We start from the raw sequence: 15,010 nt of genomic DNA, 5'->3' as shown, positions 1-15,010 counted from the left end.
GTCAGCGGGCCCTTCCGGTGAGGACGAGGATGATGAAGAACAGCCCGCCGACGAACTCGATCACGACGGGGAGCTCCGTCGAGAATCCGAGCAGGCGGTCGAGGATGAGCTGTCCGCCCACGAGCGCGACCACGCCGATCGCGACGGCGGCGGGGATGCTTCGCAGGTGCCTGTGCCCGACGGCGCCGTAGGCGAGGTTGGCGACGATGAGGCCGAAGAACGTGACGGGGCCGACGAGAGCGGTGGATGCCGCGACCAGCACGGCGATCGCGAGGACGACATGCATGATCGTGCGCCGGTGCTCGACGCCGAGCGAGATCGCGGTCGTCTCGCCCAGCGACAGGACGTCCAGCGATCGGCGGATCGGCCACAGCGACGCGATCGCGACGACGACCAGGACACCCGTCGGCAGCAGCAGCTCGCGATCGATCGAGGTGAAGCTCGCGAAGAGCAGGTTCTGCACGATCGCGAACGTGTCGGGATCGAGCAGGCGCTGCAGGAACGACGTGACCGACCGGAAGAGCACCCCGAGCACGAGGCCGGCGAGCACGATGACGTGCAGGTCGAGCCGGCGACGCAGGAACAGCCACCAGTACAGGAGCACGATCGAACCGGCCATGAGCACGAGCTCGACCGTCCACGACGCCAGGGGCGGTGCCGAGACGAGCAGCGCCGGACCGATCGCGAACGCGACGAGCACTTGGATCGCCATGAACACCGCGTCGAAGCCCATGATTCCGGGGGTGAGGATGCGGTTGGCCGTGATCGTCTGGAAGAGGACCGTCGAGACCCCGACCGCGGCGGCGGCGATGACCATGCCGATGATGGTGCGTGTGCGGAGGTCCACCGCGTACTCCCACCGGTTCGGCAGGTCGGTGAAGAGGTAGAGCACGATCGCGATGACCGCGAGTGCCGTGAGCGCGCCCAGGTGCACGGCGGGGGAGCGGACGAGAGTGCGGATCATCGTGCACCCCCGCTCACGGCGCGCCGACGGCGGGCCGGGCGTGCGGCATCCGACGGCTGCGCCGTCCCCAGCAGCAGCCAGAGGAAGACGACCCCGCCGACGATGCCCATGACGATCGAGATCGGCAGTTCGAAGGGGAAGCGCACGACCCGGCCGATGATGTCGCAGAGAAGGACGAGGGATGCCCCGAGCAGCGCGACGATCGGAACGGATCGCCGCATGTTGTCGCCGACGAGGCGGCTGACGATGTTCGGCGCGATGAGTCCGAGGAACGGGATCGCGCCGGTGATGACGACCATGACGCCCGTGACGACGCCGATGATCCCCACGCCGAGACCCATCGTGGCGCGGGTGTCGAGCCCGAGACCGCGGGCGGTGTCGTCACCGAGCCCCGCGACGGTGAAGCGGTCGGCGGCGATCCATGCGATCAGGGCGACGGCGGCCGCGACGTAGAGCATCTCGTAGCGCCCGCGCATGATGCCAGAGAAGTCGCCGATGCTCCAGCTCAGGAGCTCCTGCAGCACGTCGCTGCGGTAGGCGATGAAGGTCGTGACGGCGCCGATGACGCCCGCGTAGAGGATGCCGACGATGGGCACGAGCACGCTCGAGCGCGACGGGATGCGACGCGCCAACGCGAGGAAGCCGAAGACGCCGACGAGCGCGCCGACCGAGGCGACGACGGCCTTGAGCCACAGCGGCAGCCCGGGGGTGAACAGCAGAAGCATCAGCAGTGCGAAGCTCGCGGCATCCGTCGCCCCCGTCGTTCCCGGCTCGACGAACCGGTTGCGGGTCAGCAGCTGCATGATGAGGCCGGTCACGGCGAACGCGATACCGGCGAGGATCAGGGCGACGGTGCGCGGTACGCGGCTCGCGAAGAGGATGAAGCCATCGAGCGCGGCGACGCCGATGAACAGCGAGATCGTCGCGAGGGCGGCCGTGATGACCACCCCCGCGACGATCAGCGCCGTGGGCGAGAAGCGTTTCAGGAGTCTGCTCCCGGCGTCAGCTCGCGAGCGAGTCGTGGACCGAGGTCAGGACGTTCTCGATCGCGGTCAGTCCGTTGATGACGATGTAGAGCTCGCTCGCGGGGAGGTACACGATGTCGCCCTCGGTCGCGGCCGTCGTCTGGGCGACGATCTCGTTGTCGAGCGTCTCCTCGGCCGTGCTGCCCTCGCCGGTCGCGGCGCCACGGTCGAACGCGATGATCCAGTCGGGGTTCGCCGTCAGGATGAACTCGTTCGTGACGGTGTCGCCGTGGGGCGAGCCCTCGGCGCCGGGCAGCTCGGCAGCCGCGACGGCCGGCGTGAACCCGAGCGCGTCGAAGAAGTAGCCGAAGCGCGATCCCTCGCCGAAGGCGCCGTACTCGCCGCCCGAAACCGAGAGCACGAGGGCCGTGCCGGATGCCTCGCCCTGGATGGTCGAGATCAGCTCTTCGATCTCGCCCGTGCGCTCGGCGACGGCCTCTTCCTCGCCGAAGATCTCACCCAGCTGCGCGGCGCGCACGAGGCCGGCCTCGGGGTCGAACGTGCCGGCGTACGCGGCGGTGAGGTCGATCGTCGGGCCGATCTCGGCGAGCTCGTCGTACACGCCGGTGCTGCGTGCGGCGGTGACGATCAGGTCGGGCTCGAGTTCGTTGACGGCCTCGTAGTCGGGCTCGAAGAGCGTGCCGACCTTGGGCAGGTCCGCGTACTCGGAGAGGTAGTCGGGAAGAGCGATCTCGGGGATGCCGACGACCGCGTCACCGGCGCCGATGGCGTGCAGGGTGTCGAGCGTCGCGATGTCGAACGTCACGACGGCGGTCGGCTGGAAGGGGACGTCGACCGAGCCGCGAGGCGTCTCGAGGTCTTCGTCCATGTAGGTCTCGCCGTCCTCGGTCACCTCGACGAGGGTCGGCTGGGCGTTCTCGACGACGATCATCTCGGCCGCGGCGGGGGCGTCGGATTCGCTCGAGGCGGGGGTGGAGGAGCAGGCGGTCACGGTCAGGGCGAGAGCGGCGAGTCCGACGAACGGCAGCGCGGCGCGAGTTCTTGGGTGCATAAGGTGAGGCTAACCTAAGCCCTACCGCGGAGGTCAAATCGATGCCGTCACAAACGGCGGACGGGTGCTACAGCTGCGCCCCGTTGTCGTCGCGGTCCTCGATGCCGACGTTGCGGCCGCGCCACGACTCGTAGGCGATCAGCCAGCCGATCGAGACGATCAGCGCGAGGAGCACGCCGAGCCAGACGTTGCTCAGAGCGAGCCCGACGATGATTCCGATCGCGAACACGAGCGCCGTGCCGAACGCCCATCCGGTGTGCCCGCGCTGCCAGCCGGGTCGACGAGTTGCCATGCGGACAGCCTAGACGGCGGACTCGCCGCCCGCCCACGCGATCGCATCCGCCTGCTTGGCGACCGGGAAGAATTTGAGGTCGCAGGGGAACAGGAACGCGATGCCGTGGATGATCTCGCCGATCACGGTGTGATCGGTCACAAGCGCGATCCGTCCCCACGCGCGCGAGGGCTCGCCTTCGAGCAGGGCGTCCTGCCACAGCGCGCCGAGCGAGTATCGCTCGAACTCCTCACCCATCACGAAGACGAGGTCGACTTTGCCGCCCGCTGCGACCACCGCGTCGATCGCGGGGTCGACGACGGTTTTGTAGTCGGATGCCTCGACCGTGCCGACGGCCCGGAATCCGAGCACGCCGTCGGGAAGGTCGGGAAGAGTCTCGATCATGCGCCCATCATGGCGCGAAGCAGGCGGCCGCGCCAGGCGGGCGGGCTCAGCGTTCGCGGTGGTCTTCGGGGTGCAGGCGCGGGCCGCGTCGTGGCTCCTGCACGCCGCTGGCGTAGATGAGACGGATGACCCGCTGGCGGTGACCCTTCCACGGCGCGAGGAGCTCCAGCATCCCGTCGTCGTCGACGCGGTGCCCCGTGAGCGCGAAGCCGACGACGTGGGCCAGGTGGTAGTCGCCGACGCTCACCGCGTCGGGGTCGCCGAAGGCCCGGATGCGGGTCTCGGCGCTCGTCCACGCGCCGACGCCGCGCAGGCTCGTGAAGATGCGCTCGCGCTCGTCACCGGTCGCGGCTGCGCTCGCGGTGCGCTCGATCGTGTCGCCCCGTCGCGCGGCTTCGACGACCGTGCGCGCCTGTGGGGGTTCGAGCCCTGCGCGGTGCCAGATCCACGACGGCACGTGCTGCCAGCCCTCGATCGAGGGTGGCGCGAACATCGGCTTCGGCGTCGGACCGGGGGCATGTTCACCGCGCCACTGCACGACCCGGCGCCATGCGCCGAACGCCTGCATGCCGGTGACCTTCTGCTCGAAGATCGCGCCCGCGAGCGCGTCGAACACGAGGTCGGTGCGACTGAGGCGCAAGCCTGGGTTGCGGTGGTGTGCGTCGGCGACGAGGGGATGCGTCGACGCATCGAATCCGGTCGGGTCGTCCTGGGCTCCGCACAGCGCCGGCACCTGCGTCAGCGCCCACGAAGCGCCCGGCCCCCATGCCGCGGCCCGCACCGCGCCGCCGGCCGTCTGGCGAAGCGCGAGCGTCGCGACGCCGTCCGGTGTGCGGCTCACGCGCCAGATCACGGCACCCGCAGTGGTCATGGTCGGATCGCCGGCGCCCCGGCGCTGGGACAGCACCGTGCGCCGCATGTCGAATCGCTCGCGCGGTCGGTACTCCGTCTCGAGCGGACGCTCGGCTGGCGGACGCGGGTCGCGGCGGGCCCCGGCATCCATCGTCCTCATGCCGCCCACCCTACGCGGGGCCCACCGACATCTCCCACCCTGCGCCGCCGTACCCGAGCTCTCGCCTCCAGCGTCGAGGCGACACGATATTCACGAGTCAACCCGCTGCTCCCGCGAAAGACGTGTCTCCGCGTGAGAATCGAGTTCACTCGGCCGCGGTCGGCGCCCGCCGAGGCGCCGAACGGGCGGTGCGGCTCAGAAGCGGTCGGGCGAGGGCGTGCCGTGGCCGTACCGGATCGAGACGTCGGCGTGACGGTCGAAACGGTAGCCGACGCCGCGCACGGTGCGCACGATGTCCTCGTAGCGGCCGAGCTTGGCGCGCAGGCGGCGCACGTGCACGTCGATCGTGCGCTCGCCGGGCGCCTCGTCGTCGGTCGCGCCCTGCCACAGCGACGACACGAGCTCGGTGCGCTCGATCGTGCGTCCCTCGCGCAGGACGAGGTACTGCAGCAGCTCGAACTCCTTGAAGGTGAAGGCGGCGGACTCGCCGTCGATGAGCACGCGCTTGCGCGAGATGTCGACCGCGACTCCACCCGGGGCGCGGTCTTCGTCCTCGAGCTCCTCGGCCTTCGTGCGGGCGATGGCCGACGGCTCGTGCAGCGCGAGGCGCACGACATCGACGTCGCGTCCGCCCGACCCGACGGGCGCGAGGGCGACGGTCGCGTAGGTCTCGGCGGAGGGCGCGAGGTCGGCGAGCGTGCGGCGCAGGGCGTCGACGAGGACGCCGAGCGAGACTCCGGATGCCGCGACCTTCGCCTCGTCGATGCCGACGTAGAGGGCGAAGCCGCGCGGTGCGGTGCCGGCAGGGAGCGCGCGCTCCTCGGCGGGACGCTGCGGAGCGACGGTCTCGACGGGGGCGGGCACGGCGCGCAGGTGGCGGGCGGGAGCGGCGGTGGGACGTTCGAGGAGAGCGGTGTTCGACATGATGATGGTCCTTGCGGGAGGTGAACCCGGGCGGATGGCCTGGAGCGGGTTCTCGTGGGTGCTGCGATGGTGCCCCGGTGGGGCGAGTGCGAGGCATCCGGTGCACGCGTGATCGACGCGGCGGAACCGGTGCTTCGGGGGGCGATCCGCGGTCGTGTTCAGAAACGACGCGAGCGCCCGGCGGGTGTCACCGTGCTAGTGGCACATTCGACAGCACATGACATCGCAGCCGGCCATCATCAGGCCAGCAGTCCCGTTCGCCTCCCAGGCGGACAGAGAGCGTGCGTTGTCAGTCATGAGGCCGATTATGACCGAATGCGTCGGTATGCGTCAAATCGCCCTGTCGAGGCATCCCCTTGATGACGAAATGTGTCAGTGTGCTCAATCGCGGCGGCGGCGGGAGTGAGACCGGCGGAGCGATAGCCTCCAAGGAGAGGGGAGTGCGCGTGCCAGGTCCGCAGAATCGCCGTCCGAGCATGGTCGACGTCGCGCGGCTCGCGGGGGTTGCGCACGTCACCGTGAGTCGCGTGCTCAACGACCCCGAGTCGGTTCGCCTCGACACGCGTGCGCGCGTCGAGGCCGCCATCGCAGAAGTGGGCTATCGCCGCAACGACATGGCTCGTGCGCTCAAGCGCGGTCGCACCAACGCACTCGGGCTCGTTCTCGCCGGCTCCGGGCTCTTCGAGTTGCCCCGTGTGCTCTTCGGCGTCGAGGAGTGCGCCGCCGAGTCCGGCTTCTCGCTCTCGATGGCGAGTTGGCGTCCGGGCGGAGACGACTCGTTGGCTGCGTTGATCGACCGCCTCGTCGGTCAAGGAGTCGCCGGGATCGTTGTCATCGCTGACCGTGGGGTGGCTCTCTCGGCATTGGCGGCTCTCGCCCCCGGAGTCGCGGTCACTGTCGTGATGTCGGGGGACGTCGGGAACGGCAACGTGGCATCAGTCGAGATCGATCAGGTGCACGGGGCGCGCGCCGCTGCGCGGCATCTCGTCGGCCTCGGTCACCGCAACATCGTTCACATCACCGGGCGGCTGGATACCTTCGACGGGCGTGCTCGACTCGACGGCTGGCGCGACCAGATGATCGTCTCGGGCATCGCGGCGCCCGAGTTCGTGGAGGGGGACTTCACCGCCCGCAGCGGCTTCGAGTGGGCCGCGCGGCTTGCCGACCGCGAGTCGGCGCCCACCGCGATCTTCGCGGGGAACGATCAGACCGCGCTCGGTGTCCTCGCTGCGCTCGCCGCGCGCGGCATCGACGTGCCACGTGCGGTGTCGGTGGTCGGGTTCGACGACATGCCCGGCACCGACTTCTTCGTGCCCGCGCTCACGACGGTGCACCAGGACTTCGTGGCCCTCGGTCGCCGCGCCGTAACGGGCCTGCTCGACCTCATGGACGGCGGGCGCGCTCGTCACCTCCTGCTCGAGCCCGACCTCGTGGTGCGCGCGAGCACCTCGTCGCCGCGCCGTCAGGCGTTCGCGTCGTCGGTGCCGCTCCGATAGGAGACATCGCTGAAGACGGCGGGGTCGTCGCCAGTCGTCCCGCCGTGCCACGGGCCGATCAGCACGCCGACGAATCCGCCGCCCGTCTCGGTGCTCAAGGCCGTGTGCGGAATGCTCGCGGACACCCGTTCCCCCCCGCCGCCGGTGGCTTCGAAGAGGTAGGTCGTGGGAGCCGTCGTGATCCGCATGCGCACCGAACCGGCGAGGGTGCCTTCGTCGAGCACCGTCTCGGTACCGGCCGAGACGGCGATGATCTGCACCACGGTGTCGCCGTCGCGGCCCATCGCAACGACGCCGACGTGGTACTTCTCGTTCTGGAAGGCGAAGATCCCGAGCCGCTGACCCTCGACCGTGGGCGGGTCGACCGTCGCCTCGAAGGTGCTCGTGCGCATGGTCTGGCGGACGCCGAGGAACGACGGCGTCCCCGTCTGCGCGAGCGTCAGCGGCGACGCGCCGAGGATGATTTCGCCGGCGTCGACGCGAGCATCGACGGGACCGCGAAGGGCCACCCACGCGGGCTCGATCGGGTCGACATCGTCGTCGGCGTCCATGACGATCGCACCCTCGCCAGGCGCGAAGACCGGGCCGTCCCCATCCCATGACATCGGCACGAGGAACGTCTCGCGCCCCAGCGTGTGGTGACCATCGACGGGGCGGACTCCGAGCGCGACACCCCAGGGCGTCCCCTCGGGGGACCACACGACGTCGCCGTGGCCGACGTTCTGAATCGGGCTGTCGCGGCCGAGATGCCGGTGCGTGAGCAGGGGGCTGCGTGGGTCGGTCGTGTACGGGCCGAGCGGGTGAGGGGCCCGCGCGGCGGTGATGGAGTGGTTGTACTCGGTCCCGCCTTCGGCCGCGATCAGGTGATACTCGCCGTTCGCCTTGTAGATGTGCGGGGCCTCGACCCACGTTCGCGCAAGAGCTCCGTGCCATACGGCCCGGCGCGGACCGACGAGGGCTGAGGTGGCCAGGTCGAACTGCTGGACCCAGATCTCGCCCGGCCCGTATGCGCCCGGATCGACGGCGTCTCGCGCGGCGGAGAACCAGCAGGTGCCGTCATCGTCGAAGAAGAGCGACGGGTCGATGCCCTCGGCGCCGGTTATTGCGTCACGTGTCCACGGCCCTGCCGGGTCTGTCGCTGTGCAGACGTAGGTCGATGCTCCCGTGCGTCCGTGGGCGAGGGTGAAGACGACGTAGAACACGCCGTCGTGGTGCCTGATGGTGGGCGCCCACACACCGTCCGAGCTGTCGAAGCCTTCGAGCGGAATCCACGAGTCGCCGGTGAGGACGTGACCGATGAGCTCCCACGTCGAGAGGTCTCGGCTGCGATGGATCGGGATCCCGGGGTGCATCGCGAAGGACGACGTCGCCAGATAGTAGGCATCGCCGACGCGGCAGATCGACGGGTCGGGATGCACTCCGCGGAGGATCGGATTGCTCAGCCCCATGTGCATGCTCCCATCAGAATGACAACGTTTCCATGATTCTAGGGGGAATTCGTTGGTTTTGACGACAAACCTCTTGCACGGCTCTCGACGCTGTGCATATAGTGTCCGTCGAAGCGTTTCCGTCGAAGCGCTTCGACGAGTCGAGGATCGACTCCCCATAATGAACGACAGGCCGGACTGTCCGTCTGTCGCATCGAAGGAGATGTCGCATGGAATCACACGGCACACGTCGCATCGTGAACCGTCGTACGCGCCTGGTCACCATGGCTTCGCTCACGGTCGGCGCCTTGGCGCTGGCCGGCTGCGCAGGCGGGGCCGATGACGGCGGAGGAGGTGGCGAAGACGTCACCCTGCAGTTCTGGACGTGGTCCCTCAAGGAGGCCGACCCCAAGGCGCAGGCCATCATCGACCAATACGAGGCCGAGAACCCGGGCGTCACGATCGAGCTCGCCGAGGTCGGCGGTACCGCCGACACGTCGTCGAAGCTGCTCGCTGCCGACCGGGCAGACGACACGCCCGACATCGTCCAGGTGGAGTACCGCGCGATCCCCTCGCTCGTCACGGCCGGCGTCATCAAGGACATCACCGAGAATGTGGCCGACAACACGCCGTACGTCGCGGACAACATCTGGGCGCTGACGACCCTCGGCGACCAGGTCTACGGCGTCCCGCAGGACATCGGTCCGATGACGATGACATATCGAGCGGACCTCTTCGAGCAATACGGCGTCGAACCGCCGACGACGTGGGCGGAGTATGCCGCGGCCGCCGAGACGATCCACGCGCAGGACCCCTCGGTCTACATCGGCAGCTTCTCATCGACGGAGTTCGAGTTCTTCGCCGCGAACGCGACGCAGGCGGGAGCCGAGTGGTGGAGCACCGACGGCGACGCGTGGTCGGTCGGCATCGACGGCGAGGAGTCGCTCGCGACCGCCGACTTCTGGCAGGACCTCGTCGACCGCGATCTCATGTCGGTCGAGCCGCTGCTGACTCCCGAGTGGAACGCGAAGGTCAACGAAGGCAAGCTCCTCAGCTGGACGGCGGCTGCCTGGGCGCCGAGCGTCATCTACTCGGTCGCACCCGAGACGGCCGGCAACTGGGCGTCGATCCCCCTCCCGCAGTGGACGGAAGGCGATCCGGCGGTGCCGTTCCTGGGCGGCTCGGCGTACCTCGTCCCCGAGAAGTCGGCGCACGCGGAGGCGGCGGCGAAGTTCGCCGCGTGGCTCGGTGCATCCGATGAGGGCTCCGAGCTCCTGCTCACGCTGGACCTCTACCCTGCCGGCACTGCCGGCCGCGAGGCGACGCTCGAGAACGACCCGCCGGCGCTCATGCCGCAACAGACCGACTTCTGGGAAGTCGCGGACGAGATCGTCGAGAACACGACGATCCCCGTGACGTGGGGGCCGAACGTCAATGTCGCGATGGGCGCGTTCGTCGACGCCCTCAGCGCAGCCGCGCTCGACGGCGGATCCTTCCGCGACGTCTACTCCGAGATCCAGGGTGTCGTCGTCGACGACCTCGAGAAGACCGGGTACACCGTCAAGTAGTGCACCGGGTGGTGCTCGACGCGTCGAGCACCACCCGGCCACCACGGAGAATCATGACCACTCACGCAATGACGCCACGACGTCGCGGCATCCGCGGACGCACCGTCACCCCCTGGCTCTTCGCCGCGCCGGCGATCGTCCTCTTCGTCCTGTTCCTTCTGATCCCGATCGCGTACTCGATCTTCCTGAGCTTCCGAGGTGAGCGGGTCGAGGGCGCGGGTGCATTCGGCCGCCGTGTGGAGGGATTCGTCGGTTTCGAGAATTACATCGCCGCACTCACCGATTCGGAGTTCCTCCAGGGATTCGGCCGGATCGGCCTCTACGGACTCATCGCCATTCCGGCCGTCTTGGGTCTCGCGCTGCTGTTCGCTCTCCTGCTCGACGCACCGCGGTCGCGGGCACGACGGTTCTCGCGCACGGCGATCTTCATCCCCTACGCCGTGCCTGGCGTCATCGCGAGCCTGCTGTGGGGGTTCATGTACCTGCCCAGCACGAGCCCCTTCAGCTTCATCGCCCGTGAGCTGGGCGGCAGCAGCATCCCGTTCCTCGACGGTCCGCTCCTGTACTTCTCGCTGGCCAATATCGCTCTGTGGACTGGCGTCGGGTTCAACATGATCATCATCTACACCTCACTGCGCTCCATCCCCACCGAGATCTACGAGGCAGCGCGCCTCGACGGTGCCGGTGAATGGACCATCGCCCTGCGCATCAAGATTCCGCTCGTGGCTCCCGCCATCGTGCTGACCGGCCTCTTCTCGGTCATCGGAACGCTGCAGTTCTACAGCGAGCCCCAGACACTGCGGCCCCTGACGAACACCATCTCCTCCACGTGGGTCCCGCTCATGTGGATCTACCAGGAGGCCTTCGTCAACGCGAACCTCGGCGGTGCATCCGCGGCATCCGTCGTGCTGGCGATCGCGACGCTGGTCCTGTCGGTGCTCATCCTGCGCTTCTTCCAGCGCCGTACGTTCGGAGACAGCGAATGACAGCCCTGACCGCGGCGAGCCGACGCAGAAGAGGCTTCTCCCCGCTCGCCACCCTCGTGCTCGTCGTCGGGGCCGTCTACTGCCTCGTCCCCGTCGTCTGGGTCATCACGGCATCGTCCAAGACTCCGCGCGAGCTCTTCACGACGTTCTCGTTCGTGCCCGGCTCGGGCTTCATCGACAACTTCGTCGCCCTGGCGACCTATGGCGACGGCGTCTTCTGGCGCTGGGGGATGAACAGCATCCTCTACGCGGGCGTCGGTGCGCTGCTGTCCACTCTGGTTTCAGCGATGTGCGGCTACGCTCTGGCGAAGTTCCGGTTCGCGGGTCGCGGCATCCTGCTCGGCGCGATCCTCGCGGGCGTGCTGGTGCCGGGCATCATCCTCGCCGTCCCTCAGTACCTGCTGCTGGCGAGCGTCGGCCTGGCCGGTACCTACTGGTCGGTGCTCCTTCCCTCGATCATCAACCCGTTCGGCATCTTCCTCTGCCGCGTCTTCGCGCAGGCCGCGGTGCCGACCGAGACGATGGAAGCGGCGCGCATAGATGGCGCGGGGGAGGCGCGGACGTTCTTCACGATCGCCCTGCCGATGATGGTGCCGGGGCTGGTCACGGTGTTCCTGCTGCAGTTCGTCGGGATCTGGAACAACTTCCTGCTTCCGTTCATCATGCTCTCGAATCAGCAGTACTACCCGCTGACGCTCGGCCTGTACTCCTTCCTGTCCCGCGGCGCGGGGGACTCGGACCTCTACCCGCTCGTCATCATGGGCTCGCTCGTCTCGATCGTGCCGCTGATCGCGCTGGTGCTGATCCTGCAACGGTTCTGGCGGGCCGACCTCCTGGCAGGCGGACTCAAGGGATGAGTGCGCACTGGAGCCCCGGCAAGATCCTCTTCGGCGGCGACGTCAACCCCGACCAGTGGTCGGACGACGTCTTGGCCGAGGACATCGAGCTGATGCGGCGGGCGAACGTGAACTCCGCGACGATCGGCGTCTTCTCGTGGTCGTCGATACAGCCTGAGCCCGATCGCTTCGAGTTCGGCTGGCTCGATCGTGCGATGGATCGGTTCGCGGATGCAGGGATCGGTGTGATCCTCGCGACGCCCACTGCGTCGCCACCGCCGTGGTTCTCGCTCCGCCATCCTGAGGCGCTTCCTGTGACGGCCGACGGCGTGCGCCTCCTGCACGGCAGCCGCGACACGTACAACCCCGCCTCGGCGGCGTATCGGGCCGCCGCTCGCCGGGCGACGCGAGCTCTCGCGGAGAGGTATGCGGACCATCCGGCGCTCACGATGTGGCACCTGCACAACGAGTACGGAAGCGTTTCGTATGGCCCCGAGACGGATGCCGCATTCCGCATCTGGCTCGAGCGGCGCTACGGATCCCTCGAGGAACTCAACCGGGTGTGGCACACGACCTTCTGGTCGCAGGGCTACACGCAGTGGGACCAGGTCTTCGCGCCGCAGCGGACGCAATACCTTCCGAATCCGACGCAGATGCTCGACTTCCGGCGGTTCAGCGCTGACATGTTGCTCGAGTGCCTGCAGGACCAGCTCCGGATCGTGCGCGAGGTCACCCCCGGCGTGCCCGCCACGACGAACTACATCCTCCCGACGTGGCTGCATTTCGATCACTGGGCGTTCGCGCGCGAGCTCGACATGGTCTCGATCGACGACTACCCCGATCCGAGCGGCGGATCACTCGAGGACCAGATCGCCTTCGCCGCCGACCTCGCGAGGTCGCTCGCGGGTGGACGACCGTGGCTCCTCATGGAGCAGTCCGCCAGTCCGCTGTTCACGAAGGAGGGGCGGATGCTGGTTCGCGAGCCCGGGCTGCTGCGCAGCCACACCCTCCAGTACATCTCGCGCGGTGCCAGCGGGTCGCTGTTCTTCCAGTGGAGGGCAGGGCCGACGGGCTCGGAGTTCTTCCACTCGGCGATGGTTCCCCACGCGGGTCCGGACTCGCGGATCTTCCGCGAGATCTCGGCGCTGGGACGCGAACTCGGCGACCTCTCATCGATCGTGGAGGCCCCGGCCGACCGCGTCGTCGAGAGTCGGGTCGCGATCGTCTGGAGCGCGGACGCGTGGTGGGCGCTGGAGACCCGTGGCCTGCCGCTCGAGATCGATTACCTTGCACAGGTTCGCGAGATCCACGCCGCGGCAGGGCATGCCGGCCTCACCGTCGACTTCGTCCCGCCCGGCGGCGACCTCGGCGCGTACGACGTCGTCTTCGTCCCGACAACCCTCGTCTTGTCGGACGGCGATGCGGACCGCCTGGAGAGCTACGCCAGGGGCGGCGGCCATCTTGCGGTCTGGTTCCTCACCGGCACGGCTGACGAGAATCTGCACGTGCGGCGCGGGGGATATTCAGGGGCGATCGCTCGCATTGCGGGCATCCGCGTGGAGGAGTTCGTACCGCTGCCGACAGGAACCGGCGTTCCGCTGTCGGACGGCTCCGTGGCCGAGGACTGGACGGAGGTCGTCCACGCGATGGACGCTGAGGTCCTGGTGACGCACGAGGGCGGTGCGCACCCGCTCCTGCCGAGGGGAGCTCCGGCCATCACGCGGAGCGTGGTCGGTCGCGGTAGCGTCACCTACGTCTCCGTCCGATTGACAGGGGCCGGTCTTCGGGCGCTCGTCCAACGGGAGATCGCCGATGCCGGAGTCGAGGTGGTCGATGGCGTACCGGTGGAGGTAGTGCGGCGGCATGCCCGCTCCGGCACCTACGCGTTCGCATTCAACCGCGGCTCGACGCCGACGTCGGTTGCGGTGTCGGGAACGGACGTCGCGACCGGCAAGCGTGTCGGTCCTGAGATCGTACTCGCGCCGGGCGACGTGCACGTCATCCGCGAGGATCACTCGGAGGACAGCCCTCCTGCAGACACGATGGCGGAGTACTGAATGGTCAAGATCAACGAAGTCGCCGAGGCGGCCGGAGTGTCGATCAGCACGGTCTCGTATGCCCTGAGCGGCAAGAGGCCCGTGTCGGAGGCGACGCGGCACCGGATCGAGACGGCCGTCCGCGAGCTGGGTTACAGCCCCAATGCGGGGGCACGCATGCTCGCCGGAGACCGGACGCACATCTTCGCGCTGACCGAGCCGTTCCGGCGCGACACCCATGCGCCGACCCACATGGCGTTCGTCCTGGCCACCGCGATCGCCGCTCGGCAGAACGGCTACGACGTGCTCCTCCTCACCGACGAGGACGCGCAGGCAGGCATGCAGCGCGTTGCGGCCAATGGGCTGGTGGACGCGATCCTCGTGCTCGACGTCGCACCCGATGACGGGCGTGTCGCACTCGCGCGTCAGATCAGTACCCCCGCGGTGTTCATAGGCATTCCCGACGACCACGACGGACTGATCTGCGTCGACCTCGACTTCGAGGCGGCCGGTGCGCTCGCCGTCGATCGGCTCGCCGACCGGGGCCACCGGAACATCGGACTGATCGGTCAACCCGACATCGCGTACGCGAAGTCGAACTTCCCTCCACGTGTGCTCCGGGCGGTCGAGGCTCGTGCCGCCGAGCGCGCCGTCCGGCTCGGATTCCGCTCCGCGGGGGAGGTGGATGCGAGTGCGGCGGCCGTGGCGGCCAGGGTGGACGCACTCCTCGACGGCGGTGCCACCGCACTGGTCCTGCATGCGACCGACAGCGTCCACGCCGTCGTACTGGACCGGCTCCGCACTCGCGGGCTATCGGTTCCCGGAGATGTCTCGCTCGTCTCGGTCGCAGCGTCCTTCGACATGTCGACGCTGGCGCAATCGATCGACGTCATCCCGCTCGTGCCCGATTCGTCGTGCGCGCTCGCGGTCGATCTCGCCATGAGAGCGCTGACGACCGAGCCCCCGGCCTCGGGGCTTCACCTGATCCCACCGACCTACATCGATCTCGGCACCGTCGGAGCCTCGCGCGCGTGACTCGCGCGTCCAC

At 68.7% G+C, this 15,010-nt stretch carries 14 protein-coding genes; 6 read left to right on the top strand and 8 right to left on the bottom strand.

From position 1 onward, the window contains the following. Position 1 precedes the first annotated feature (1 nt). The 7 genes from MA876_RS01480 to MA876_RS01450 all read right to left on the bottom strand — a co-directional run bounded on the left by MA876_RS01480 (position 2) and on the right by MA876_RS01450 (position 5,613). The gene (locus tag MA876_RS01480; RefSeq protein WP_248145374.1) at positions 2-964 is read right to left on the bottom strand and encodes an iron chelate uptake ABC transporter family permease subunit; all 963 of its coding nucleotides are present in this window, start codon (positions 962-964) and stop codon (positions 2-4) included. Then, positions 961-1,911, bottom strand: coding sequence for an ABC transporter permease (locus MA876_RS01475; protein ID WP_248145373.1), 951 nt, complete (start codon positions 1,909-1,911; stop codon positions 961-963). Before MA876_RS01475 ends, MA876_RS01480 begins: the two co-directional genes overlap by 4 nt. A gap of 55 nt (positions 1,912-1,966) precedes the next feature. Further along, positions 1,967-3,001: a siderophore ABC transporter substrate-binding protein gene (locus MA876_RS01470; protein ID WP_248145372.1), complete on the bottom strand. Its 1,035-nt coding sequence runs from the start codon at positions 2,999-3,001 to the stop codon at positions 1,967-1,969. 67 nt (positions 3,002-3,068) lie between these two features. Continuing rightward, a complete protein-coding gene (locus MA876_RS01465; RefSeq protein WP_248145370.1) occupies positions 3,069-3,293 on the bottom strand; it encodes a hypothetical protein in 225 nt (74 codons plus the stop codon). A gap of 9 nt (positions 3,294-3,302) precedes the next feature. Next, a complete protein-coding gene (locus MA876_RS01460; protein ID WP_248145368.1) occupies positions 3,303-3,677 on the bottom strand; it encodes a SpoIIAA family protein in 375 nt (124 codons plus the stop codon). A gap of 46 nt (positions 3,678-3,723) precedes the next feature. Then, the gene (locus MA876_RS01455) at positions 3,724-4,689 is read right to left on the bottom strand and encodes a DNA-3-methyladenine glycosylase family protein (RefSeq protein WP_248145366.1); all 966 of its coding nucleotides are present in this window, start codon (positions 4,687-4,689) and stop codon (positions 3,724-3,726) included. 195 nt (positions 4,690-4,884) lie between these two features. Next, positions 4,885-5,613: a winged helix-turn-helix domain-containing protein gene (locus MA876_RS01450; protein WP_248145364.1), complete on the bottom strand. Its 729-nt coding sequence runs from the start codon at positions 5,611-5,613 to the stop codon at positions 4,885-4,887. Positions 5,614-6,059: 446 nt separating this feature from the next. Between MA876_RS01450 and MA876_RS01445 the strand changes: the two genes are divergently transcribed. Beyond that, entirely contained in the window at positions 6,060-7,109 is a 1,050-nt protein-coding gene (locus MA876_RS01445; protein ID WP_248145362.1) for a LacI family DNA-binding transcriptional regulator, read from the top strand. Here MA876_RS01445 and MA876_RS01440 read toward each other — a convergent pair. Further along, positions 7,076-8,557, bottom strand: a complete 1,482-nt coding sequence (locus MA876_RS01440; RefSeq protein WP_248145360.1) for a glycoside hydrolase family 43 protein — start codon at positions 8,555-8,557, stop codon at positions 7,076-7,078. The two genes, MA876_RS01445 and MA876_RS01440, sit on opposite strands and share 34 nt — an antisense overlap. Positions 8,558-8,766: 209 nt before the next feature. On the opposite strand from MA876_RS01440, the gene MA876_RS01435 reads away from it, so the two are divergent. Genes MA876_RS01435 through MA876_RS01415 form a run of 5 tightly spaced genes read left to right on the top strand, consistent with a single transcriptional unit; the run spans position 8,767 to position 14,997 of the window. Beyond that, on the top strand, positions 8,767-10,104 hold the full coding sequence (locus MA876_RS01435; RefSeq protein ID WP_248145358.1) for an ABC transporter substrate-binding protein: 1,338 nt from the start codon (positions 8,767-8,769) through the stop codon (positions 10,102-10,104). 53 nt (positions 10,105-10,157) lie between these two features. Further along, entirely contained in the window at positions 10,158-11,090 is a 933-nt protein-coding gene (locus MA876_RS01430; protein ID WP_248145356.1) for a carbohydrate ABC transporter permease, read from the top strand. After that, positions 11,087-11,947 (top strand): carbohydrate ABC transporter permease, encoded by an 861-nt coding sequence (locus MA876_RS01425; RefSeq protein WP_248145354.1) that lies wholly within the window; start codon positions 11,087-11,089, stop codon positions 11,945-11,947. The genes MA876_RS01430 and MA876_RS01425 overlap by 4 nt, the downstream gene beginning before the upstream one ends. After that, the gene (locus MA876_RS01420) at positions 11,944-13,983 is read left to right on the top strand and encodes a beta-galactosidase (protein ID WP_248145352.1); all 2,040 of its coding nucleotides are present in this window, start codon (positions 11,944-11,946) and stop codon (positions 13,981-13,983) included. The genes MA876_RS01425 and MA876_RS01420 overlap by 4 nt, the downstream gene beginning before the upstream one ends. After that, entirely contained in the window at positions 13,984-14,997 is a 1,014-nt protein-coding gene (locus MA876_RS01415; protein ID WP_248145350.1) for a LacI family DNA-binding transcriptional regulator, read from the top strand. Positions 14,998-15,010 lie beyond the last annotated feature (13 nt).

The sequence above is a fragment of the Microbacterium aoyamense genome (genome assembly GCF_023155855.1).
In the GTDB taxonomy this organism is placed as follows: domain Bacteria; phylum Actinomycetota; class Actinomycetes; order Actinomycetales; family Microbacteriaceae; genus Microbacterium; species Microbacterium aoyamense.
The sequence above is the reverse complement of the archived record's forward strand: the minus strand, read 5'-3'. Positions and strand labels throughout refer to the sequence as shown.

What these genes read in the sequence shown, in the direction of transcription:
- MA876_RS01455 (WP_248145366.1), bottom strand. Translation starts at nt 4,689, where the DNA reads ATGAGGACGATGGATGCCGGGGCCCGCCGCGACCCGCGTCCGCCAGCC.
- MA876_RS01470 (WP_248145372.1), bottom strand. Translation starts at nt 3,001, where the DNA reads ATGCACCCAAGAACTCGCGCCGCGCTGCCGTTCGTCGGACTCGCCGCT.
- MA876_RS01440 (WP_248145360.1), bottom strand. Translation starts at nt 8,557, where the DNA reads ATGGGGCTGAGCAATCCGATCCTCCGCGGAGTGCATCCCGACCCGTCG.
- MA876_RS01465 (WP_248145370.1), bottom strand. Translation starts at nt 3,293, where the DNA reads ATGGCAACTCGTCGACCCGGCTGGCAGCGCGGGCACACCGGATGGGCG.
- MA876_RS01435 (WP_248145358.1), top strand. Translation starts at nt 8,767, where the DNA reads ATGGAATCACACGGCACACGTCGCATCGTGAACCGTCGTACGCGCCTG.
- MA876_RS01430 (WP_248145356.1), top strand. Translation starts at nt 10,158, where the DNA reads ATGACCACTCACGCAATGACGCCACGACGTCGCGGCATCCGCGGACGC.
- MA876_RS01420 (WP_248145352.1), top strand. Translation starts at nt 11,944, where the DNA reads ATGAGTGCGCACTGGAGCCCCGGCAAGATCCTCTTCGGCGGCGACGTC.
- MA876_RS01450 (WP_248145364.1), bottom strand. Translation starts at nt 5,613, where the DNA reads ATGTCGAACACCGCTCTCCTCGAACGTCCCACCGCCGCTCCCGCCCGC.
- MA876_RS01415 (WP_248145350.1), top strand. Translation starts at nt 13,984, where the DNA reads ATGGTCAAGATCAACGAAGTCGCCGAGGCGGCCGGAGTGTCGATCAGC.
- MA876_RS01425 (WP_248145354.1), top strand. Translation starts at nt 11,087, where the DNA reads ATGACAGCCCTGACCGCGGCGAGCCGACGCAGAAGAGGCTTCTCCCCG.
- MA876_RS01460 (WP_248145368.1), bottom strand. Translation starts at nt 3,677, where the DNA reads ATGATCGAGACTCTTCCCGACCTTCCCGACGGCGTGCTCGGATTCCGG.
- MA876_RS01480 (WP_248145374.1), bottom strand. Translation starts at nt 964, where the DNA reads ATGATCCGCACTCTCGTCCGCTCCCCCGCCGTGCACCTGGGCGCGCTC.